We start from the raw sequence: 24307 nt of genomic DNA on the forward strand, positions 1-24307 counted from the left end.
TCCCATATGTATGCGAAATTAATATGACTTGTACCATAATAATTCCGCTCATAGTCAGAAATTTACGGCTTCCGGTAGATACTCCCTCCCTTATTGAGGGTATATATGAGCTGGACAAAAAGATATTCACTTTTTACAAATTTTAATGAATTTCTATCTCTTTTAATAACTATTTACACTATTTTATTCAATTTTTTTCTTTTTGTCAATGAAAAATTCCTCATATATCTAAAATAGTCCTAAATTATATTATAGATTTCCCTTTAAATTCCCCTTATATACAGGTATTTAAAAAACTTTCTATTATACTGCTTTAATATAAACAGAGTTCTTAGCATCATGGAGTTTAACTCTACCTGATGCTTAGAACTCGTTATCCAGGGACGTATCTGCTATTTACTTCAACTTGGAAAAGAGGGAGTATTAGAGCAGATAGTCATCGGATAAAAATTAAACCCCGCATTTACATAATGCTAGGGTTCAATTTTCCATTCATATTTGCTTTTAGATTAATACATTCCTTCCATTCCGCCCATTCCTGGTGCACCTGCTGCTGGACCTGCAGGAGCCTTTTCTGGAATATCTGCAACTGCTGATTCTGTAGTTAAGAATGAAGATGCTACAGATGCTGCATTTTGAAGTGCTGATCTTGTAACCTTAGTTGGATCTACAATACCTTTTTCTACCATATTTACATATTCACCTTTTAATGCATCATATCCAACACCAACTGCACTGTTTTTAACTTTTTCAATTATTACAGAACCTTCAACACCAGCATTTGCTGCTATCTGTCTAACTGGTTCTTCTAATGCTTTTCTTATTATGTCTATACCAACTTTTACATCTGGTATATCTGAAGTTAATTTTTCAACTTCTGGAATTGCATTTATATAAGCAGTTCCGCCTCCTGGTCCCATACCTTCTTCAACACCTGCTTTTGTAGCTGCAAGCGCATCTTCTATTCTTAATTTTTTCTCTTTTAATTCAGTTTCAGTTGCTGCTCCAACTTTTACTACAGCTACTCCACCTGCAAGTTTTGCAAGTCTTTCTTGAAGTTTTTCTTTATCAAAATCTGAAGTAGTTTCTTCTATTTGAACCTTAATCTGGGATACTCTATCTGCTATAGCTTTTTTATCTCCTCGTCCGTTTACTATAGTAGTATTTTCTTTGTCTATCTTTACAGATTCAGCTCTTCCTAAATCCTCTAATTCAGCTTCTTTTAAGTCTCTTCCTAATTCTTCTGATATTACATGTCCTCCAGTAAGTATTGCTATGTCCTGAAGCATTTCTTTTCTTCTGTCACCAAATCCAGGTGCTTTTACTGCTACACAAGTAAATGTTCCTCTTAACTTATTTACAACTAAAGTTGCTAGTGCTTCTCCTTCTACGTCTTCAGCTATTATAAGTAACTTCTTTCCTTGTTGAACTATTTTCTCAAGTAATGGTAATATGTCTTGAATATTTGATATCTTCTTGTCTGTTATTAATATATATGGATCTTCTATTGCAGCTTCCATTTTTTCTGAATCAGTAACCATATATGGGCTTAAATAGCCTCTATCAAACTGCATACCTTCAACTACGTCTAATTCAGTTCCCATAGTTTTTGATTCTTCAACAGTTATGACACCTTCGTTGCCTACCTTTTCCATTGCATCAGCTATTAATTTACCTATTTCTTCATCAGAAGCTGATATAGCTGCAATTCTTGCTATATCTTCTTTTCCCTTTACAGTTGTTGAAACTTTCTTAATTTCTTCTACGGCTTTGTCTACAGCCATCTTTATACCTTGTCTTATAAGCATTGGATTTGCTCCAGCTGTAACATTTTTTAAGCCTTCTCTTATTATTGCTTGCGCAAGCAAAGTAGCTGTAGTTGTTCCATCTCCTGCTACATCATTTGTCTTTGTAGCAACTTCTTTTACAAGCTGTGCTCCCATATTTTCATATGGATCTTCTAATTCTATTTCCTTTGCTATTGTAACACCATCATTTGTGATAAGTGGTGAACCAAATTTCTTATCAAGTACTACATTTCTTCCCTTAGGTCCAAGTGTAACTTTTACTGCATTTGCTAACTTATTTACGCCTTCTTGCATTGATTTTCTTGCATCTTCACCGAATAAAATACTTTTTGCCATAAAAAACCCTCCTTACAATTAACCGTTATATAAATACTTGTTTTTCTGTTTGAATTAATCAACTACTCAATTATAGCTAATATGTCGTCCTGTTTTAAAATAGTGTACTCTTGTGCGTCTATTTTTACTTCATTTCCAGCATATTTGGAGAATAACACCTTATCTCCTACTTTTACTTCCATTTTAACTTCTTTTCCGTCTACTGTTCCACCAATTCCTACTGCCACAACTTCTGCTTCTTGTGGTTTCTCTTTAGCACTTCCTGGTAAAACAATACCGCTCTTTGTAGTTTCCTCAGCTTCCAATTTTTTAATTACAACTCTGTCTCCAAGTGGTCTAATTTTCATCTAAACCCCTCCTTAAAAATATTTAAATGTATTTAAAATTAATTTTTAGCTTTTATTGTTAGCACTCATTAATTGTGAGTGCTAATACAATTATTATAATAATGAATAATATATATATTTTCAAATTTAAATTTACCAGTTATTAACCTATTTTACAGTAAAAATATTGATTATTCTTTAATTAGATAGCTATTTCGCTTTATTACTATTAATTTCATACATATCTTAATATATAAACTTTTCATATGTAAAACCATATCCATTATTATCTTCCAATTAGGTTTATATATACAAAATATCTAAAATTTATCCGATGACTACCTGCACTAAGAAGCCTGTTAATAAGCATCAGGTGGAGTCAAAACTCCATCTGATGCCAAGAATTCTGTTTATTAAAAAAGCAATAAACAATCCAATTAAAGTTGTTTATCGCTTTCTGAAGTTCTATTTTTCGTTATCTTAGCTATTATTTTTTCTCCTTTTAGCACGCCTATTACAAATAAAAGTGTCATTGTGACTCCTATTAATATAAGAACTATTTTATTTCCAGTATATATTTTTGATCCAAAATATGCTGAAATAATTACTCCAGGCAGCCTTCCTAAAGTTGAATAAAATATAAAATGTTTAAAGCTAATGTTTGATATTCCACATATATAAGCTAGAACATCCTTAGGTATTCCTGGAATTACATATAACAAAAATACTATAAAGTTTATACTTCCTAAGTTCAACATTTTACGAAAAAATTTTAAATCCTTGTCAGATATTATTTTGTTTACAAGCGGCTTTCCATAAATTCTAGATATACTATAAGCTGCTATGCTGCCAAAAGTTATGCCTAAAATTGATATAATACTTCCAAACAATGTTCCATATATATATCCTCCTGCAATTTGAACAATCTCTCCAGGTATAAAAAAAGCAACTACCTGCAAAAATTGAACAAACAAAAATACTACTATCCCATATTTGCCATAGGACATAATCCAATTCTTTATTTTATTTGGATCTCTAAATATATACATGTATTTATTATAATATTCATATGCAATTCCAATTAATATAAACAATATAATTGCTAACACTATATAAGATCTATATTTTTTTAAAATTCTTTTTAATCTTTTCAATCCATACCACCTAATTTAATGTAATTAATATTCATTATGTTCAATTTATTTTGTTATATACTTTAAATCTTATCACAATTTTTTGTATAATTTATTAAACTTTATTTAACAATATCAGTATTCTAACTTAAAAATCAACTTATACGCAGACATATTTTTAAGTTAACACTTAAGAATGAATAGTGAATGTTAATTTTTAATTGCTAAAAATATCCGTAGTATAAGTTGATTCTTGCTTTACAAACCTTATAGTTTATCTCTCTAGATTTACATCTCCAAATTCTTTAAGTTTTTCATTAGAAAGCACAGATTTTTTATCAGATTGTTTACTAAATTTAATCAATTGTCCTCTAGCTTTCATAGAAGAAACCATAGTAGCAGGTCCACCAATACATCCACCTTCACACATCATTCCCTCTATAAAATTACCCGGGAGTCTCCCAATTTTAGCTGAATTCATAGCTTTTTTTATCTCATCTTTTCCACTTACCTTTACAGGCTCAAATTTAATATCTATTTTCTCTTCTCCTATATAATTTTCTATAGCTGCTGTAAGGCCTCCACCTTGTGCAAATCCTCTTCCATACACAGATGCATCGTCTATTGGCACATCTTCACAATTTTCTGGATCAACATCAAAAGCACCAAACAAAGCTGCTATTTCTTCAAAAGTCATAGCATAGTCTACTGCCTCTTTTATTGATTCTATAGTTATCTCTGACTTTTTTGCAGTGCAAGGTCCTACAAAAACTACTACAGCATTTTTATCCTGATTTTTAATTGCCCTTGCTGCTGCAATCATTGGTGAAACCGTACTTGATATTTTTGCTACTTCACCTGGGAATTCTTTTTCAATATAACCCATGAATCCAGGACAGCATGAATTTGTCATATACTTATCGCCATTTTTCATTCTCTCTACAAATTCATTGCTTTCATTTACAGTTACTGCATCAGCCCCACAAGCTGCTTCCATCATATTTTCAAATCCTACTTTTTTAAATGCATCTTTTAACTTACCTACTGTAACTTTGCATCCAAACTGTCCTATTATAGCAGGTGCTGCTACTGCATACACATTATTCTCACCCATAAGTGCCTTAGTTACCTCAGAAATATAGCTTCTATCTGATATAGCTCCAAATGGACATGCTGCCATGCATGCACCACAATTAATGCATTTTTCTTTTTCTATCATTGCCATCCTATTTTTTGAGTTTATTTCCAAAGCTCCAGTTGGGCAAGACTTTTTACAAGGCCTCATTACTTCTGCAATGGCGTTGTAAGGACATACTTTTTTGCACATGCCGCACTCTTTGCAAATATCTTGATTTATATGAGCCCTTCCATCTACCTTAGATATTGCTTTTGCCGGACATACTTCCATACATTTATGCTGAATACATCCCCTGCAAGCCTCTGTCACACGATATTTATATATAGGACATTTATCACAGGCAGCTGAAAGCACATACATTATGTGTTCTCTATCTACAATTTTCTTTAGATCCAATGTAGTATTATATGTTGGAACAAATCCTGAAGCCAAAAGAGCCCTTTCATATACAACCGCCCTTTCCTTATACACACAACATCTATATTCTTCCTTGTCACCAGAAATTATTTTATAGGGTATTTTTTTCAACTCTCTTTCACTTAATTTGTTTTCTCTTGTTAAAGAAGAAACCTCCTTTAGCACCAAATACTTTAGTTTTTTTAAGGGTGTTTCAAAATCTTTCATCTTATGTTTTCCTCCTGCTACACTTTATAAACTGTTTATTTTATTATAACAGCTTTAAATATAAAATGTAACAGTAGATGTAATACATTTTTATTATACAATTTTGTTTTATGTATCAATGCTTTTTTAATATAATTTTAGCAAATGAACTTAAACAGATTACATTTAAAAATGATACAGATAAATAATATATGTTCTATAACTTTATATTATTTTCTCTAGCATAATAAAATAGATACTGCTGAGCAAATCCTGACAACTTACCAAACTTGCTTATTCCAAAATCCCTTATCTTTTTTAGTGATACATCTGGTGCCAGATAAAAATAATTCATAGCCCTCTTAACCCATACATCTACGGGAAATGCAGAGTATTTCTGCATAGAGAAAAGCATAATACAATCTGATACCTTAGGACCTATGCCCATAAATTTTTGCAACTCTTTATGGCATACCTCATCCTCTTGATCTTTAATCCAATCAATATCATATTTTTCATCGTAATTTTCTTTAGTTTTAGTTCCATTATAATAAATCTTCGATACAGTGTCTTTAATATATTTATTTCTAAAGCCAGTTCCGCAAGAAGCAAGTTCTTCTAAAGTAGCTTCCTTTAATTTATCTATTTTAGGGAAACTATAATAAATCTTGTTTTTATATTCTAAAGGCTCTCCCCATTTTTTACTTATATTTTTTATAGCCCTCTGTATCATCGGGATTCTATTATTAGCAGATATTATAAAAGAAACTATCAATTCAAAAGGATCCTGCTTTAATAATCTAATCCCTTCTCCAAATTCTATAGCTTTCTTTAAAACAGGATCTTTATTAAGTATATTTTTTATTTCATTGTAGTCCCTATACAAATCAAAATAATCTGCCCAAATTTCCTTGAAATCCTGCTGCGATGTATTATATAAAATCACATCCTCTCCCTTTTTTTCTACCTCTATTACTTTTCCAAAACTTACGCCTATATAGTTGCCATTTTCTTCTCTATGCCATCTAAAACACTGCCCACATTCGAATATATGAGCTAATTCAAAATTTCGAACATTTTTTATTATAATCCCATTTTCAAAATCCTCTACATAATTGAAATCCATATTATACTTCCTTTTCTCCGTAAAATTTTTACCAAAATCGTATACTTATTTCTGATAGTATACCATTTTATTAAGATAATTTTCAACGAATATTAAAGAAGCTGTACCAAAAATCTGATACAGCTTCTTTATTCAATATATAATTATTTTTTCAGATATTCATCTATAGCCTTAGCAGCTTTTTTACCTGCACCCATTGCAAGTATTACAGTAGCAGCACCTGTTACGGCATCTCCACCTGCATATATTCCTTCTCTTGTAGTGAGCCCAGTCTCTTCTTCTGCTATTAAGCATTTACGCTTATTCATTTCAAGTCCCTTTGTTGTAGTTGATATAAGTGGATTTGGTGAAGTACCAAGGGCCATAATTACAGTATCTACATCTAAATCAAATTCTGATCCCTTTATTGCAACTGGTTTTCTTCTCCCAGATGCATCTGGTTCTCCAAGTTCCATCTTAATGCAGCGTATTCCATTAACCCAACCTTTTTCATCTCCTAATATTTCTACAGGATTAGTTAAAAGATTGAATTTAATTCCTTCTTCTTTTGCATGGTGTACTTCCTCTGCTCTTGCTGGAAGTTCTGCTTCAGATCTTCTGTATACTATGTATACTTCTGCTCCAAGTCTTAGAGCTGTCCTTGCAGAATCCATAGCTACGTTTCCGCCTCCTACTACAGCTACTTTTTTGCCTGCTTTTATAGGAGTTGCATAATCATCTCTATATGCTTTCATTAAATTACTTCTTGTCAAGAATTCATTTGCAGAGAATACTCCATTTAAGTTTTCTCCAGGTATTCCCATAAACCTTGGTAGTCCTGCTCCTGAACCTATAAATACAGCATCAAATTTCTCTTTTTCTACAAGTTCATCTATAGTAACAGTTCTTCCTATTATTACATCTGTCTCTATTTTTACTCCTAATTTCTTTACATTTTCAACTTCATGTTTTACTACAGTATCCTTTGGAAGTCTGAATTCTGGAATACCATATACAAGTACTCCTCCTGCTTCATGAAGTGCTTCAAATATAGTAACGTCATATCCAAGCTTTGCTAAATCTCCTGCACAAGTAAGTCCTGAAGGACCACTCCCTATAACAGCTACTTTTTTGCCGTTTTTAGGTAAAGTCTTAGATAGATCGATATTATTCTTCCTTGACCAATCTGCTACAAATCTTTCTAGCTTACCTATAGCAACCGCATCACCTTTTTTGCCAAGTACACATTTTCCTTCACACTGAGTTTCCTGAGGGCATACTCTTCCACATACAGCAGGAAGTGCACTTGATTCTGATATTATTTTAGCAGCTTCTTCAAAATTTCTATTTTTTACCTGTTCAACAAACTTAGGTATAGCTATTGTAACAGGACAATCAGTAACGCACATAGGCTTTTTACAATTCAAGCATCTTGAAGCTTCTTTTACAGCCTCTTCTTCAGTGTACCCTAGGCAAACTTCATCAAAATTAGTAGCCCTAACTTTAGGATCCTGTTCCTTTATAGGTACTCTTTTCATTCTTTCAAATTTTTCTTCTGCCCTACACTTTTTGCCTTCTCTGCTTCCAGTGTCCCCTTCTTCTGCTTTCAGAAGTTTCTTTCCTTCTTCAGTCTTATACATAGCTTGTCTTCTCATAGCTTCATCAAAATTTACAAGATGACCATCAAATTCAGGACCATCTACACAGGCAAATTTTAATTCTCCGCCTACAGTAACTCTACAAGCTCCGCACATTCCAGTTCCATCTACCATTATAGTATTTAAACTTACTATTGTTTTAATTCCATATTGTTTTGTAACTTGAGTTATAAACTTCATCATTATCATAGGTCCTATGGCAACTACACAATCGTATTCTTTCTCTTTCTTGTCAATAAGTTCTTTTAAAAGATCTGTAACAAAACCTTTATATCCATAGCTTCCATCATCAGTTGCTATATATAAATTATCGCAAATTGGTTTCAATTCGTCTTCAAATAGCAGATAATCTTTTGATTTACATCCAACTATAACATCTGCCTTTACTCCATGTTCATGAAGCCACTTTACTTGTGGATAAACTGGTGCAGTACCTACACCACCTGCTACAAACATTATATTTTTCTTCTTAAGTTCTTTAAGATCCATCTCTACAAGTTCTGAGCAATGTCCAAGTGGTCCAACAAAATCTTCAAAATACTCTCCCACTTCATATTTAGCCATTTTTTTAGTTGAAGCCCCTAATGTCTGAAATACTATAGTAACTGTTCCTTTTTTTGCATCATAATCACAGATAGTAAGAGGTATTCTTTCACCTTTATCATCCATTTTGATTATAATAAATTGTCCCGGTAAACAGGATTTTGCAACTCTTGGTGCCTCAATATCCATTAAGAATATGTTTGGTGATAAATTTTTTTTGTTAACAATCTTGTACATACTTTTATGCCATTTTTTTAGTACATAAATCATAAGATCTATGCCTATTTCCCTTTTCATAGTGTTCGATTTTGCTAATTAGCTACTTTCGTTCGGTCTTCCACTCCGAGGGCGTAAATTCGGATGAAATTCACCCTACAGCATCAGTAAATACCCCCCAATAAGATACATCTGATTAAACGGCTTTTTGCCCCTTTCTCAACTCATATTTGACCTAATATAAACCTATATAATTATATCATATAATTATGAAAATTGCACAAGAAAACAATTACAATATGCTAAAAATATAAACTATATTCATAATATTGCTCATTTTTTATAAATATTTATAATTTAAATTTATTTTCTAACAAATGAATTTTTTAACTTAAAGAATTCATTTAAGTTTTTAATCTATATCATTTAAAAGACATGTCAATGTTAATAAACTATCACTTAAATGAACATTTTCAATCTTTATGTCTTCTGGCGTAACCAAATCTACAGGAGCAAAATTCCAAATACCTTTAACTTTGTTTTTGACTAAAATATCACAAACCTTTTGGGCATTATTGTTAGGTACACATATAACTCCTATATCTATACTATTTTCTTTTAAGTAATCATCTAAATAATCTATATCCCTTATCTCGATATCCCTAATTCTAATACCTATAAGTTTAGGATTTATATCAAAAATAGCTTCTAACCGAAAACCTATTTTTTCAAATCTAGTATAGTTAGCTATAGCCTGCCCTATATTACCTGCACCTATTATAACAGTCCTATAAGTTTTCGTAAGACCAAGTATATTGCATATTTGACCGTATAGTTCACCTACGTTATACCCATATCCCTGCTGTCCAAAGTCTCCAAAACAGTTTAAGTCCTGCCTTATTTGTGAAGCTGTGAACCCTATTTTTTCACTTAATTCCTTAGAGGATATTCTATCTACGTCATTTTTCATTAAATCCATTAAATACCTATGGTATTTTGGCAATCTCTTTATAACAGCCATTGATATATTCTTTTTTTTATCCATACTACACCTTCTTCTATATTCTTTGATTTCTCTTAAATACTTTTTGATTTTTAGAATACCATTATTGTATCTAAATAAATTACTTTGATATATATTTAATTATCCTATTCATACAGACATAAATCAATACATTTATATGTAAATTATATTAATTATTTACATGTTTTATACAACATAGTACTCACCTTTTTTAGTTACCTTTTAACATTTATAAATAATGAGCATTAACAACCATTGTTAATTTGCCTACATTACCAATCCTTACAAATGTACTTGAAAGTTAACTAATTATAATTTCTTTTAAAAATAAATTTAAAACATCAATTAGTCCATATTATAATTTTCTAATTATAATTATAACATAGGACTACAAAAAAGTTACTATACATAGTAAAATGTTAATGATTAAGGAAGGTGTTACTAATGGTTGTTTTAAGTTGCAATAATATTCATAAAAGTTATGGAGTAGAAATTATACTTGAAAATATAACTTTCAACATAAATGATGGAGAAAAAGTGGGATTAATCGGTCCAAATGGAGCTGGCAAATCCACCTTATTTAACATTTTAACAGGTAAAATAAATTATGATAGTGGAAATTTATTTATAGATAAGGCTAAAACAGTAGGATATCTAACTCAACATCTGTCATTGGATTCTTCAAATACTATATATGACGAGATGCTTACTGTGTTTCAGGATCTAATTAATTTAGAAAATAAATTGAATAAATTAGAAACCTTGATGAACGAACCTTACGATGCCAAAAATGAAGAATATAGAAATAAATTGATAGATAAATATACCACCTGTTCAGAGCTTTATACAAACAGAGGTGGATACACCTACAAAGCTGAAATAAACAGAGTTTTAAGTGGATTAGGTTTTCAAGAAAATGAATTTCTCGATCCTATAACTGTGCTAAGTGGTGGGAAAAAAACAAGGGTGGCACTTTGTAAACTGCTTTTATCTAAACCTGATATCATTCTTTTAGATGAACCTACTAACCACCTGGATCTAGATGCTATAGAATGGTTAGAAGAATATTTAAAATCCTATAAAGGTACTATCATAATAATATCTCATGATAGATACTTTTTAGATGCTATAACCCAGTCAACTATGGAACTCATAAACGGTCATATAAATTTTTATAACGGAAATTATACTACTTCTTTGGAGTTAAAGCAAAAAAATTATGAAGTCCAGTTAAAAGCTTATAATATACAGCAAATAGAAATAAAAAAGCAAGAAGAAATCATTGAAAAATATAGATCTTTTAACAGGGAAAAAAGCATAAAGGCAGCAGAAAGCAGACAAAAGAAGTTAGACAAAATTGACAGACTAGCTGCTCCTGACAAAGATGAAAAAATTAAAGGCATAACATTTAAAACTCAGATAAACAGTGGAAATGACGTACTCCACGTAGAGAATTTAAGTAAAAGTTTTGATAAAAAGCTATTGTTTAAAAACTTAAATTTTGATATAAAAAAAGGAGAAAAAACAGCTTTAATTGGTGAAAATGGTAGAGGCAAAACTACATTTTTTAAAATAATTTTAGGCAAATTAAAACAGGATGATGGTCTTTGCAAATTAGGCAAAAATGTACTGGTAGGCTACTACGACCAAGAACAATCTGACTTAAATATTGAAAAAACAATTATAGACGAAGTATGGGACAGTTTTCCAAAACTTACCACTACAGAAATAAGAAATGCTCTAGCCAGCTTTTTATTTACAGGAGATGATGTGTTTAAAAAAATATCTTCTTTAAGTGGTGGAGAAAAATGCAGGATAAATCTATTAAAACTCATATTGTCTAAATCTAATTTTTTACTTTTAGATGAACCTACAAACCATCTTGATATAACGTCCCGTGAAGCCTTAGAAGAAGCTTTATTAAACTACAATGGTACCGTGCTTGTAATTTCCCATGATAGATACTTTTTAAACAAATCCGTCAATAAAATATATGAATTAAATGAGAATGGTGCAAAAGAATACTTAGGTAATTACACCTATTATGTGGAAAAGAAAAAGAATCCCTTAAGATTTGAAATGGAAGAAGAGCAAAGTTCAAAGACTAAAACTCAAATACAACATGAGAAAAAAAAGAAAAGAGAACTTGAAAAGTCTAAACGTGAAAAGAAATCTAAAGTTAGAAACATTGAAGAAGAAATTTCAAATTTGGAAGATCACGTACTTGAACTTCAGAAGAAACTGTGCCTAGAGGAAGTTTATTCTAATCCTGAAAAAAGCAGTGCTGTAAATAAGGAACTTTCAGATACACAAAATGAAATAGACACTTTATATGCTGACTGGGAGAAAATGTTATAGATTTATAGAATTTCAAAATAAAAATAAACTTATGCTCCGAATATTTTTACAACCACAAGCACGATTAAATATTTTGATAAGTCTAAGCAGAAAATTCACAAAAACCTAAGGACTTTTGAAAACTCGTACCTCAGACAATTCAAAAGTCCTAAGCTTTTTCATAAATTTTCAACTAAGACTTATATACAAAATATTTAAATGTACTTGTTTATTGTAAAATATTTCTACGCATAAGTTTATTTTTAAATTAGAAACAGCTATAAATTGTTGATATCTACACATTAAATGTAGTTTTTAACTTGAATTTAAAGTACATTCAAAGAATTACAAACATATATTTAAATCAATTTCTCAGGGATAAATTTAGAGGAAATCTTTTTTATCAATAGATAATCAAGTACTAAGAGAACACCACCTGCTATAAGCATTACAATATTATTTAGTAAAAGTATACCTGTCATTTGAGCTACTAATAGAAGAATCACTGGAATAACAAGAAGGCCGCTTACCTGCTGTGCTTCCTGGAAGGTTTCTGACTTTGCCGATACCATAACAGTAAATGTTAGTGATAATAAATTGATTGCAGGTGAAATCCAAAGTATGATTATGAGCCATTTTATGTCTGGAAAAATAAGTCCTCTAAAATAGATAAAACCACCTATGTTACATATAATGCCAAAGGCTATAAATGAAATGAAAGTCACGATGTAAGATGGCACAAAAACGCCTAAAATCTTAGCTCTAAGCAGTTGTTCCATTGATATTGGTGTATAAAGTAGAGACTCCAAAGTTTTATGCTCTTTTTCTCCAACAAAACTACTGGCTCCAATAACTCCTGAACACATTATTGGAATTATGAGAAAATATGATGGAAACATAAAGTCTATACTTACTTTTATTAAAAGCTTAGCTGGAGTATATGCTGCATATTCAGGAGGCAATTTTCTTAGGAGAGGAGTCATTTTTGTAAGCATACTTGAATCATTTCCAATAAAGTTCGCACCAATAAGTATTCCTAATGGTATGATTACAATCAAAATAATCGGTACAATAGTCATAGGCATAATAACACGTTTTGAACTTGTTATTTCATTTATATCTTTATAGATCAATGCTTTTTCACTTATATTCATACTCTAACACCCCCAGACTTATAAAGTTACATCATTAGATGTGCCTTTTATATATTTAAAGTAAAGTTGTTCTAGTGACCATTTCTTCTGCATCGCCTCGTAAATTTCTCCACCACTTGTCAGTATTCCTTGTATCAAAGTATTTACCTCCTTGTCTCCTAAAATAGATTTGCTATATATATCATTACCTTCATGGATAAATCCAAGTTTTTCCGAAATATTTTTTCCTCTAATTTTTAATTGAAGAGCTGCATTTTTCCTTAAAGCAAGTTCCTCAAATGTACCTAACCCGAGGATACTACCATTATTTATAAAACCATATAGTGTGCAGATATCTTCAGCATATTTTAATTGATGGGTACAAAGAAATATTGTAACCTCGTTTTCCTCTGCAAGTTCTTTTATAAGCCTTGTAACATTTAGTGCATTTTCTGGATCTAAACCAGAAGTAGGTTCATCAAGAAATAAAATCTTAGGATTATGAACTAATGCTACAGCCAGAAAAAGCCTCTTTCTCATTCCCGTACTGAAAGATTTTATCTTCCTGTTTTTTACATCTAATAACTCCAGCCTCTTCAGTATAAAATTAGTACGTTCATTAAGCAATTTTTCACTCATTCCATGCATTTTGCCAAAAAATATAAGATTCTGCTCAGCAGTAAGGTTTTCGTAGCAGGAAGAACTTTCAGTCATAACTCCACATAATCTATGAATCTCAATATTATTTTTTCCCACAGGTATCCCTAAAATTTCAGCATATCCTGACGTTGCCGAAAGAATTCCATTAAGAATTCTAACTGTAGTGGTTTTTCCTGAACCGTTAGGGCCAAGAAATCCAAATATCTCGCCTTTTGGTATACTTAGGCTTATATTGTTCAAAGCATTAATCTGACCATCATAAGACTTTTTAAGATTTTTTATATTTATTGCATTCACTTTTTTCACCTAACCTTTCTTTTAGTTTTTTCTTGATTATTTTCTCATCTATACGAGTATTTGTTCCATTACAATTATTATCCTTAAATCATTTATCCGATGACTACCTGCTCTAATACTTCCACGCACTCTGTGAAAGCGACTGTCACCAAATCAAAGAATTTGGGACATCTGCTTTTCTCCAAGTGGGAGTAAAGAGCAGCTACGTCCCTGGATAACGATTTCTAAGCATCAGGTGGAGTCAAAACTCCATCTGATGCCAAGAACTCTGTTTATCTACATTATTAAAATATTCATTTCTTTCTATCGCCTCTAAATACTATTTTAGATGTTGACCTATTTCCCGTAAATGGAGTTATAGTTGATCTTAGTTGAAAAAATCAACTTGCAGGAAACATGATTTCATAATTAAAGCCCTGCTTCTTTTAATTAAGCAAGGCTCATATACATAATATTTAATTTGTACTTTTTACAACTTGACATTTATTGCTTCTATTTTGAGGCATTTCACTTTTTATGTTACCTTTATACCTTATTTCTCACATATCACACTATCTTTCGTCTTCATACACAATAGTTCCCTTATATATCGTTCTCTTTACTTTTCCATACAACTTTTCACCTATAAAAGGAGAATTACAGGACTTAGAATAGAAATCACTTACCACATATTCTTCCTCAGGATTAAATATTACAATATCTGCCCTATGTCCTTCTTTTATATATCCCCTATCCAATCTATATAATTTGGCAGGATTTAGAGTAAATTTTTCTACAACATCCATATAACTTAAATATCCTGGCTTAACCAATTTTGAAATTGCAAGAGAAAGTGCAGTTTCAAGACCTATCATTCCACTTGGTGCTTTAGAAATTTTACCTTCTTTTTCTTTTTTTAAATGAGGTGCATGATCTGTAGCTATTATTTCAATTGTGTTATCTTTCAACGCCTCAATTATAGCCTTTCTATCACTTTCCATTCTCAAAGGTGGATTTACTTTTGCATTTGCTCCCTTTTTCAAGACTTCTTCTTCTGTTATGCTAAAATGCTGGGGTGTTGCCTCTGCCGTTATATTTGCACCCATTCTTTTTGCCCATCTAACAAGTTCAACAGATAAACCAGAACTTATATGCTGAATGTCAATTTTTGCTTTAGTTGATATTGCAAGTGCTGCATCTCTTGCAACAAGCACATTTTCTGCTTCTTTTGAAGAACCTTTTATATCTAATGCATCTGCTATCTTCCCTGAATTTATTCCATTTTCACTTATTAGTTCCGGATCTTCTTCGTGAAAGCTAAGAACTACATCAAGCTCCCTTGCCATCTTCATAGCCTCAACTGCTGTTTTTGAACTTATAATTGGTTTACCATCATCAGAAAATCCTACTGCTCCTGCTTCCTTTAACTTTTTCATGTCTACAATTTCTTTTCCATCCATTCCTTTTGTTATAGAAGCTACCTGAAGTACTTCAATTCTTGCCATTTTAGCCTTGTTTAATATATAGTTTAAAGTCTCAATATTGTCTACCACCGGTTTAGTATTCGCCATACATATAACCGTTGTATATCCTCCCCTTGCAGCTGCATTTGCTCCAGTAAATATATCTTCTTTATAAGTAAAACCAGGATCTCTAAAATGACTGTGTATATCTATAAAACCTGGAGCAACTATACAAGAAGACGCATCTATGACCTTATCTACATTTTTTTCATCTATGTTTTTAGCAATTTTCACCACATTTTCATTATCTATTAAAATATCCATGTTTTCATTTAACTTGCTCAATGGATCAATGACATATCCGTTTTTTATAAGTATCATTCCAAATCCTCCTACTATATTCATAAGCTATTTTGAATTAATAGTTAATAATGAAGAATTAATAGTTAATGTGGATTTTTTTCCGTTACACTACAAAAAATCTTTGATTAAGCTTTGCTTCGCATTATTTCTATTTTCTGATGTTAGGAAGAAAATTATCCTTATTTGATATTTGAACTTTGTACTTTGTTATTTAAAAACTTTATTTTCCCTTAGAATCTCTCTCTAAAAAGTCTAAAAGTACTTCTGTACGTTCTTTTTGTTTCTTTTCTAAAGCTTCTGGTGTCCAATTATAAAACCCTTGTCCACTCTTACTTCCCAAATTTCCAGCTTCAACTTTATCCTGCATTAACTTAGAAGGTTTTGTATAATTGCATAAATCTTTAAATAAATATGTAGATATATTATGAAATATGTCTAAGCCTCCTAAATCTGCACTGCATAATGGGCCTGTAACAGGTAATCTTCTACCATGTCCATATTCCATGGCTTTATCTACCTCTTCTGGTTTTGCCCAACCTTGTTCTACTATATATAAGGCTTCTCTAAGAAGTGCAAGTTGAAGTCTATTTCCTATAAAGCCTAAACATTCCTTTTCCATACGAACAGCCTTTTTACCTATAAATTCAACCCAATCCATGATTATTTTCACTGCATCCTCGGATGTTTTTTCTCCTGGTACTACTTCTACCAGCGGAATTAGCTGTGGTGGATTCCAAAAATGTGCAATTGCTACTCTTTCAGGACGTTTTGTATTTTTAGCTATAGCTGTTGGACTAAGTCCTGAAGTATTGCTAGCCAAAACTACATTTGATGGACAAATTTCATCTAACTGCCTAAAGATATCCTGTTTTAACTCCAAATTTTCAGCTACACATTCTATTACAAAATCAGCATCTTTAACAGCTTCTTGAATTGTTTTAACACCTTTTATTTTACTTAAAATTTCTCCACATTCGCTATCTGATAATTTTCCTGCAACCTTTAAACTATTTAAGCTAGATTTTATATTATTAAATCCTCTTTCCAAACTTGCATCAGACCTACCATACATAGCTACATTCAATCCTGCTTTTGCAGAAAGTAATGCTATACCATGTCCCATAGTTCCAGTTCCTAAAACCGCTATATCTTTGATGTTCATTATTCTTTACCTCTTCCTTGTACAAAAGTTGAAAACCAATTTATCTGTATTTTCCAATTTTCTCCTCCATAGTCACACCTGTTGGCTTATAATCTATTTTTACTACAGATGCAACTCTCTCTGCCCCTCCTTCTACACATATACTTTGAGCCTTTTCTACTATTTTCAGAAGTTCACTTAATTCACCTTCCATAGTAGTTTCCATAGGTCCTACTTCATACTTTACACCGGTAGAAGCTATATACTCTATAACCTTATCAACAACACCATACAAATCCTTATCCTTTACTACGGGTAACACTTGAAGACTTACATTTACTACTGCCATAATACATTTCTCCTTTTCACAATTTAATTTTTTGCTTAGAAACTCTATAGTTCATATCTTAAGCAATTCTCTCAATTTTTTTACGTTACTTCTGCTTATAGGAATTTCTGATTTTTCTTCATCATCCATAACTAGCTTGTAAGTTCCATTAAACCAAGAATATAATTCTTTTATATTGTCCATGTTTACCAGGTAACTCCTATGACATCTAAAAAAATTAGTTTTCTCTTCTATCTGATAAAGAGTTGTTCCCACTAGATATCTGTCATTTTTAGTTTTAACATAGGTTTTATCATCTTCTATATAGCAATAATAGATATCCTTTACATTTACTAATATTATCTTTCCCTGCCTATCACAAGGAATTCTTTTTACCAAATTGCTCTCTTTGTCTATTTTACTTACTATTTCATTTAGTATATTAGGTATTTTTTCATTTTCTGAATTTCTTTCATGCCATTTGCTAATTAATCTTCTTATAGTAACAGCTATTCTCTTTTCATCAAAAGGTTTAAGTACATAATCAAGGGCATATATTTCGAAAGCCTGAACCGCATATTGTTCATAAGCAGTAACAAATATTATATCTATTGATTTATCAAATTTTTTAATGACTTTTGCCAGTTCAATACCATTTTTTAAAGGCATATTTATATCTAAAAATACAGCATTTGGTTTTTTATTTTTTATAAGATCTAGTCCACTTTTACCATCGTATGCAATTCCTTCTATACATAAATCCTCATATTTTGATATTATATAATTCAATTCCTCCGCAGCAGGAATCTCATCTTCTACAATAACACATTTCAGTTTATCCATTTACCGATGAAACCTCCTTCATTGATATGAGGAAACTAATTTTAGTTCCATTATTTAAAGAAGTCTCTATACTTAGTCCATGGTCTTCCCCATATAATAGTTTTAATCTTTCATTTACATTCTTCAATCCTATTCCAGGCCATTTAGTTAAAATTTCATTTAATCTTTCATTACTCATACCTACCCCGGTATCTTCTACTGAAAATAGTATGTCTTTATCCTTAAAAGATGCCTTAAGATATACACTGCCACCTTCAGGTTTAGGTAGTATTCCATGTTTTATAGCATTTTCTACAATAGGCTGTAGTATGAATGCAGGAACCTTGGCTGTCATCATTTTATCTGGTATATCAATAATTAGCTTCAGCCTATTTCCAAATCTAGCTTCTTCAATAGAAATGTATGATTTAGTAAATTCTAATTCATCTTTTAAATAGGCAAAATCATCTTCTCTCTTTAAAGTTTGTCTAAAATAATTTGATAAATCTATGATAAGTTCCCTAGCTTTAGAGGGGTTTGTCCTACAAAACGACGATATGGTATTTAAAGCATTAAACAAAAAATGAGGTTCTATCTGGGATCTTAGCGCTTTAAATTCTGCTATGGATGCTTCTTCTGCTAATTTATTTAGTTTATATAATTCTATCTGGTTAGAAAGTAAATCGCTTAATTCCTGTACAAATTGTATAAAATAATTGTTAATATCCTTTTTTGACTTCAATCCAAGTCCCAGTACTCCTTGAAAACCAGAGTTTGGTATATTAAATGGTGCACATACAAAAAACATCTGTCCTTCATTTATGATTTTATACACAGGAATTTTATCACACTTATATATACTTTCTCTTAAGCTTATCTTATTTATGTTTTTAACAGAACAAGTCAAAATATCACTTTTATCTCCTATAAGTATTCCATCAATATTTGCTACTTCATATATTATTTTTGATACATTTTTAGCTGTTTCCTCACCAAGTCCTTTTCTCATATATTTTACAGTTCTCTTTGCAATATTTAAAGCCTTTTGTGCCTCTATAGCTCCAACTTTATTATATTCTTCCTTAACACTTTTTATTATACTTATAAAAATAACAGTACCTAATGAATTTATAAGTATCATCGGGACAGCTATAATTTTTACTAATATAAGTGCATTTATAAGGGGTCTTGCAAATATTAAAATTATTATCATTTGAAAGCATTCTGCAACTATGGCAGCAAAAAATGCGTGTTTTACGTTAAGGCTTTCGTCCTTGGAATATTTTCTTGCAATACCTCCTATAAACCCTTCTACTATAGTTGCAATAGTACAGGCAACAGCCGTAAATCCACCTAAAGTATATCTATGGACTCCTGAAATCAATCCTACTATAACTCCAATTAAAGGTCCTCCAATATATCCGGACACTATGGCCGCAATAGGTCTTGTATTAGCTATAGCATCATGCATTCCCAGATACCCTAGAACCATATTTTCCGAATTAATGTTATTAGCCGGTTCTACATTTACACCCGTATAATTACTTAAAATACCTAAAATACTAAAAAATATTACAAGTAGAATTTTATCTACAGTTCCTAGCTCATCTTTAATTAGTTGTTTTAAAATACTAGAATGATTGTACATATATGCAGATAAAGCAATTAAGGCCATGTTCTGAAGTAATTTAAGATAAATCAAAGTATATCACTCCCCGTATAATTATCTATGAGAACTAACAGGGACCAACTATCTTAACTTTTGTACCTAAAAAATATAATAGCACCCCTTATATTATAATAACAAAATTCAATTGCTTTGTTAATTTTATTATATAAATACCTCTTACCGATTAACGTCTATTTTCGACTATTTATCACCCTCTTTTACCATTTTAGAGTATATTAGTATGAAAGCAAATAAATTCGGACTATTATCAATATGTAATAACGTTACCATTGTTATTTATTAATCAAGAACTTTTAATTTATTAAAAATTTTACAAGGAGGTACTTATATGAACTCTATAGTACTAGTAATTATAGGAGCTTTAGTATTAGTCATAGGCTACAGACTTTATGGATCATTTTTAGCTGCAAAAGTCCTAGTTCTAGATGAAACAAGGGAAGTTCCTGCTAAAAAATTTGAGGATGGACATGACTATTTGCCTACAAACAAATGGATGCTTTTAGGACAGCACTTTGCAGCCATTGCCGGTGCTGGACCACTTATAGGACCAGTTTTAGCAGCACAATTTGGATATCTTCCAGGTACACTTTGGATTTTAATAGGTGGTGTACTAGCTGGAGGAGTTCACGATATGGTCATATTGTTTGCTTCAGTTAGACAAGATGGTCAATCCATAGCCGAAATTGCAAGAAAAAATTTAGGCGAAAGAATGGGTTATATTACATCAATTTCTGTCATTTTTATACTAATAATTACTATGGCAGGTCTTGGGCTTCCAATAGTAAACTCTCTTGCCAGTAGTCCATGGGGAACTTTTACCGTAGGTTTTACTATTCCGGTCTCAATATTCATAGGTATTTATCTTAAATTTATAAGACCAGGTAAAATAGGTGAAGGTACTATAATTGGTATGGCACTTATATTATTAGGAGTTATTTTAGGACCAACTATCCAAAGTTCAGCACTTGCTCCATATTTAACTTTTAATGTAAAGCAAATGTCACTTATACTTGCTATATACGGTTTCTGTGCAGCTGTTCTTCCTGTATGGCTCTTACTTATTCCGAGAGGTTACCTAAGCACTTACATGAAAATTGGAGTTATGGCCGCACTTGTAGTAGGTATTGTACTTGTAAGACCAGAACTTCAAATGCCTGCTCTTACTAAATTTGTAAATGGTGGAGGACCTATAGTTCCAGGTAAAGTATTTCCATTTATATTTATAACTATAGCTTGTGGTGCTCTATCAGGTTTCCATTCATTGATAAGTACCGGTACAACCCCTAAACTTATTGCCAATGAAAAGGATATTTTAGCTGTTGGTTATGGATCAATGATTATAGAATCTTTCATAGCTTTAATGGCATTAATTGCAGCAACTTGTCTTCCAACTGCTGATTACTTTGCTATAAATTCAACACCAGCTCTATTTGCAAAACTAGGTATGGTTCCAAAAGAACTCCCTATGCTGCAGCAGTTAGTAGGAGAAAACTTAGTAGGAAGAACTGGCGGTTCAGTATCATTAGCTGTTGGTATGTCTTACGTATTCTATAAAATTCCTGGACTTAAGGGATTGATGTCTTACTGGTATCATTTCTGCATAATGTTTGAAGCATTATTTATACTTACTACTATAGACTCAGGTACTAGAATAGGAAGATATTTATTTCAGGATTTATTCGGGAAATTCTGTAAGCCTCTTGCAAAACAGGATTCCTGGTTTAACATAATATTCTTCAGTTTGCTTATGTCTTTCTGTTGGGGCTATTTACTGTGCACAGGTAATATATCTACAATATGGCCTCTATTTGGTGTGGCAAATCAAAGTTTGTCAGCTATAGCCTTTGCAATAGGTACTTCAGTACTTATAAGAATGGGCAAGAGAAAGTATATACCTATTACAATAATACCTATGGCATTTATAAGTGTGGCTACTTTAACTGCATCAGTTGAAAATATAACAGGAAACTATATTCCAAATCATAAAACTACACTTACAGTGTTATCTATAATTCTCATAGCTATAGTAATAATTATACTTTATGAAAGCATAAGACACTGGATTAAAGATTTAAAGTCCGGAGATTATGATAAGCCTCAAGAAGAAAAAATAATTAGTTAAATAAAGTTTATCCTTAAAAGTTTTATTCACAGTGTGTATGAAAATATATTCACACTGTGAATTTTTTTTATAAATTTTCACACTGTAAAATTCAATTATGCTATTCAACTTATTGTAAATACCATTCGCTTGTTATTTTTAACCATTCGCATCCATTTTTTTGCACTTTGGAATATTTGGGTATGAAAATCAATAAATTCAGACTATTATAAACATGTAATAAAATTCATATAATTAATTATTAATGGATTATTTATAATTATTAAAAAATTAAAAAGGAGGTTTTTATATGAATTCTATAGTACTAGTAATTATAGGTGCTCTCGTATTAGTCGCAGGCTACAGAATATACGGATCATTTGTAGCAGCAAAAGTTCTAGCATTAGATGAAACAAGAGAGGTTCCGTCTAAAAAGTTCGAAGATGGACATGATTATGTACCAACTAACAAATGGATACTTCTTGGCCATCATTTTGCTGCAATTGCAGGTGCCGGACCACTTATAGGACCAGTTTTAGCAGCACAATTCGGATATCTTCCAGGTACACTTTGGATTTTAATAGGGGGTGTACTAGGCGGTGCCGTTCACGACATGGTTATCTTATTTGCTTCAGTTAGACAAGATGGACAATCAATTGCCGAAATTGCCAGAAAAAATCTTGGTGAAAGAATGGGCTACATTACATCAATTTCAGTTATATTCATACTCATAATAACAATGGCAGGTCTTGGACTTCCAATAGTAAACTCCCTTAACAGTAGTCCATGGGGAACGTTTACAGTCGGTTTTACTATCCCAGTCGCACTTTTTATAGGTATTTATCTTAAGTTTTTACGACCAGGTAAAATAGCTGAAGGTACAATTATTGGTATGGTACTTATATTACTTGGAGTTATTTTAGGACCAACTGTTCAGCATTCAGCTTTAGCACCATTTCTTACTTTCAATGTAAAACAAATGTCACTTATACTTGCAGCTTATGGTTTTTGTGCAGCTGTACTTCCTGTATGGCTTTTGTTACTGCCAAGAGATTATTTGAGTACTTATATGAAACTTGGAGTTATGTTTGTCCTTGCAATAGGTATTATATTTGTAAGACCAACCCTTCAGATGCCTGCTATTACTAAGTTTGTAGCTGGAGGCGGTCCTATAGTTTCAGGTAAGGTATTCCCATTTGTATTTATAACCATTGCCTGTGGTGCTCTATCAGGTTTCCATTCATTAATAGGTTCTGGTACTACACCTAAACTTATCTCAAATGAAAAAGATATTCTTCCTATAGGCTTTGGTTCTATGCTTCTAGAATCATTTATAGCTTTAATGGCATTAATTGCTGCAACTTGTCTTCCAACAGCTGATTACTTTGCCATAAATTCAGCACCAGCTGTATTTGCAAAACTAGGTATGGTTCCAAAAGAACTTCCTATGCTGCAGCAGCTAGTAGGAGAAAACTTGGCAGGAAGAACTGGTGGATCTGTATCTCTTGCAGTTGGTATGTCTTACGTATTCTATCAGATTCCTGGACTTAAAGGATTGATGTCTTACTGGTATCATTTCTGTATAATGTTTGAAGCATTATTTATACTTACTACTATAGACTCAGGTACCAGAATAGGTAGATATTTACTTCAAGACTTAATCGGTAAATTCTGCAAACCTCTTGCAAAAAAAGATTCTTGGTTTAACATAATATTCTTCAGCTTGCTTATGTCTGTATGTTGGGGTTACCTATTATATACAGGTAATATATCCACTATATGGCCTCTATTTGGTGTAGCAAATCAAAGTTTAGCAGCTATAGCCTTTGCAATAGGTACATCCGTACTTATAAGAATGGGCAAAAAGAAATACATGCCTATCACTGTAATACCTATGGCATTTATAAGTGTGGCAACCTTAACAGCTTCAGTTGAAAATATAACTGGCAACTACATTCCACACGGTAAAACTACACTTACAGTATTATCTCTAATCGTTATGGCTATATTGGTAGTTATACTTTACGAGAGTATTAGACACTGGGTTATAGATTTAAAATCAGGAAAGTATGATAATACACCTGAAAATACCGCAGTTTAGTA

17 protein-coding genes and 1 riboswitch are annotated in these 24307 nt (G+C 31.7%); of the genes, 3 read left to right on the forward strand and 14 right to left on the reverse strand.

Features of this window, described 5'->3' with window-relative positions:
- Positions 1-31: 31 nt before the first annotated feature.
- A riboswitch (purine riboswitch) is annotated at positions 32-129 on the reverse strand.
- Between the two features lie 380 nt (positions 130-509).
- From groL to DMR38_RS18540, 7 genes are all read right to left on the reverse strand, one after another.
- Positions 510-2144 carry a chaperonin GroEL gene (gene groL, locus DMR38_RS18510; protein WP_127722811.1) on the reverse strand — a complete coding sequence of 545 codons (1635 nt, stop codon included), beginning with the start codon at positions 2142-2144 and terminating at the stop codon, positions 510-512.
- A gap of 62 nt (positions 2145-2206) precedes the next feature.
- Positions 2207-2491, reverse strand: a complete 285-nt coding sequence (gene groES / locus DMR38_RS18515; protein WP_013240324.1) for a co-chaperone GroES — start codon at positions 2489-2491, stop codon at positions 2207-2209.
- A gap of 416 nt (positions 2492-2907) precedes the next feature.
- Positions 2908-3624, reverse strand: a complete 717-nt coding sequence (locus DMR38_RS18520; RefSeq protein WP_127722813.1) for a TVP38/TMEM64 family protein — start codon at positions 3622-3624, stop codon at positions 2908-2910.
- A 253-nt stretch (positions 3625-3877) separates the two neighbouring features.
- The gene (locus DMR38_RS18525) at positions 3878-5365 is read right to left on the reverse strand and encodes a 4Fe-4S dicluster domain-containing protein (protein WP_127722815.1); all 1488 of its coding nucleotides are present in this window, start codon (positions 5363-5365) and stop codon (positions 3878-3880) included.
- 196 nt (positions 5366-5561) lie between these two features.
- Positions 5562-6470, reverse strand: a complete 909-nt coding sequence (locus DMR38_RS18530; RefSeq protein ID WP_127722817.1) for a DNA glycosylase — start codon at positions 6468-6470, stop codon at positions 5562-5564.
- Positions 6471-6613: 143 nt separating this feature from the next.
- The gene (locus DMR38_RS18535) at positions 6614-8947 is read right to left on the reverse strand and encodes a bifunctional dihydroorotate dehydrogenase B NAD binding subunit/NADPH-dependent glutamate synthase (protein WP_347562535.1); all 2334 of its coding nucleotides are present in this window, start codon (positions 8945-8947) and stop codon (positions 6614-6616) included.
- 331 nt (positions 8948-9278) lie between these two features.
- Positions 9279-9911 carry a redox-sensing transcriptional repressor Rex gene (locus DMR38_RS18540; protein ID WP_127722819.1) on the reverse strand — a complete coding sequence of 211 codons (633 nt, stop codon included), beginning with the start codon at positions 9909-9911 and terminating at the stop codon, positions 9279-9281.
- A 423-nt stretch (positions 9912-10334) separates the two neighbouring features.
- Here DMR38_RS18540 and abc-f point away from each other — a divergent pair, with 423 nt between their 5' ends.
- The gene (gene abc-f / locus DMR38_RS18545; RefSeq protein ID WP_127722821.1) at positions 10335-12248 is read left to right on the forward strand and encodes a ribosomal protection-like ABC-F family protein; all 1914 of its coding nucleotides are present in this window, start codon (positions 10335-10337) and stop codon (positions 12246-12248) included.
- Positions 12249-12586: 338 nt separating this feature from the next.
- On the opposite strand, the gene DMR38_RS18550 is transcribed toward abc-f, so the two are convergent.
- From DMR38_RS18550 to DMR38_RS18585, 7 genes are all read right to left on the reverse strand, one after another.
- Complete coding sequence (locus DMR38_RS18550) at positions 12587-13381, reverse strand: ABC transporter permease subunit (protein ID WP_127722823.1); 795 nt, start codon at positions 13379-13381, stop codon at positions 12587-12589.
- A gap of 18 nt (positions 13382-13399) precedes the next feature.
- On the reverse strand, positions 13400-14317 hold the full coding sequence (locus DMR38_RS18555) for an ABC transporter ATP-binding protein (RefSeq protein ID WP_127722825.1): 918 nt from the start codon (positions 14315-14317) through the stop codon (positions 13400-13402).
- Positions 14318-14868: 551 nt separating this feature from the next.
- On the reverse strand, positions 14869-16140 hold the full coding sequence (locus DMR38_RS18565) for a dihydroorotase (RefSeq protein ID WP_127722827.1): 1272 nt from the start codon (positions 16138-16140) through the stop codon (positions 14869-14871).
- A 202-nt stretch (positions 16141-16342) separates the two neighbouring features.
- Positions 16343-17284, reverse strand: coding sequence for a 3-hydroxyacyl-CoA dehydrogenase family protein (locus DMR38_RS18570; RefSeq protein WP_127722829.1), 942 nt, complete (start codon positions 17282-17284; stop codon positions 16343-16345).
- Positions 17285-17324: 40 nt separating this feature from the next.
- The gene (locus tag DMR38_RS18575; protein ID WP_127722831.1) at positions 17325-17612 is read right to left on the reverse strand and encodes a thiamine-binding protein; all 288 of its coding nucleotides are present in this window, start codon (positions 17610-17612) and stop codon (positions 17325-17327) included.
- Between the two features lie 51 nt (positions 17613-17663).
- Entirely contained in the window at positions 17664-18434 is a 771-nt protein-coding gene (locus DMR38_RS18580; protein WP_127722833.1) for a LytTR family DNA-binding domain-containing protein, read from the reverse strand.
- Positions 18427-20115, reverse strand: coding sequence for a LytS/YhcK type 5TM receptor domain-containing protein (locus DMR38_RS18585; protein WP_127722835.1), 1689 nt, complete (start codon positions 20113-20115; stop codon positions 18427-18429). Before DMR38_RS18585 ends, DMR38_RS18580 begins: the two co-directional genes overlap by 8 nt.
- 316 nt (positions 20116-20431) lie before the next feature.
- On the opposite strand from DMR38_RS18585, the gene DMR38_RS18590 reads away from it, so the two are divergent.
- The gene (locus DMR38_RS18590; protein WP_127722837.1) at positions 20432-22225 is read left to right on the forward strand and encodes a carbon starvation protein A; all 1794 of its coding nucleotides are present in this window, start codon (positions 20432-20434) and stop codon (positions 22223-22225) included.
- A 289-nt stretch (positions 22226-22514) separates the two neighbouring features.
- Positions 22515-24305 carry a carbon starvation protein A gene (locus DMR38_RS18595; RefSeq protein ID WP_127722839.1) on the forward strand — a complete coding sequence of 597 codons (1791 nt, stop codon included), beginning with the start codon at positions 22515-22517 and terminating at the stop codon, positions 24303-24305.
- Positions 24306-24307: the final 2 nt, after the last annotated feature.

The sequence above is a fragment of the Clostridium sp. AWRP genome, from assembly GCF_004006395.2.
In the GTDB taxonomy this organism is placed as follows: domain Bacteria; phylum Bacillota; class Clostridia; order Clostridiales; family Clostridiaceae; genus Clostridium_B.

Bases quoted from the DNA above. Each gene is read 5' to 3' on its own strand.
- abc-f (WP_127722821.1), top strand. From the start codon at position 10,335: ATGGTTGTTTTAAGTTGCAATAATATTCATAAAAGTTATGGAGTAGAA.
- DMR38_RS18575 (WP_127722831.1), bottom strand. From the start codon at position 17,612: ATGGCAGTAGTAAATGTAAGTCTTCAAGTGTTACCCGTAGTAAAGGAT.
- DMR38_RS18565 (WP_127722827.1), bottom strand. From the start codon at position 16,140: ATGATACTTATAAAAAACGGATATGTCATTGATCCATTGAGCAAGTTA.
- groL (WP_127722811.1), bottom strand. From the start codon at position 2,144: ATGGCAAAAAGTATTTTATTCGGTGAAGATGCAAGAAAATCAATGCAA.
- DMR38_RS18540 (WP_127722819.1), bottom strand. From the start codon at position 9,911: ATGGATAAAAAAAAGAATATATCAATGGCTGTTATAAAGAGATTGCCA.
- DMR38_RS18590 (WP_127722837.1), top strand. From the start codon at position 20,432: ATGAACTCTATAGTACTAGTAATTATAGGAGCTTTAGTATTAGTCATA.
- groES (WP_013240324.1), bottom strand. From the start codon at position 2,491: ATGAAAATTAGACCACTTGGAGACAGAGTTGTAATTAAAAAATTGGAA.
- DMR38_RS18595 (WP_127722839.1), top strand. From the start codon at position 22,515: ATGAATTCTATAGTACTAGTAATTATAGGTGCTCTCGTATTAGTCGCA.
- DMR38_RS18530 (WP_127722817.1), bottom strand. From the start codon at position 6,470: ATGGATTTCAATTATGTAGAGGATTTTGAAAATGGGATTATAATAAAA.
- DMR38_RS18580 (WP_127722833.1), bottom strand. From the start codon at position 18,434: ATGGATAAACTGAAATGTGTTATTGTAGAAGATGAGATTCCTGCTGCG.
- DMR38_RS18570 (WP_127722829.1), bottom strand. From the start codon at position 17,284: ATGAACATCAAAGATATAGCGGTTTTAGGAACTGGAACTATGGGACAT.
- DMR38_RS18525 (WP_127722815.1), bottom strand. From the start codon at position 5,365: ATGAAAGATTTTGAAACACCCTTAAAAAAACTAAAGTATTTGGTGCTA.
- DMR38_RS18535 (WP_347562535.1), bottom strand. From the start codon at position 8,947: ATGAAAAGGGAAATAGGCATAGATCTTATGATTTATGTACTAAAAAAA.
- DMR38_RS18550 (WP_127722823.1), bottom strand. From the start codon at position 13,381: ATGAATATAAGTGAAAAAGCATTGATCTATAAAGATATAAATGAAATA.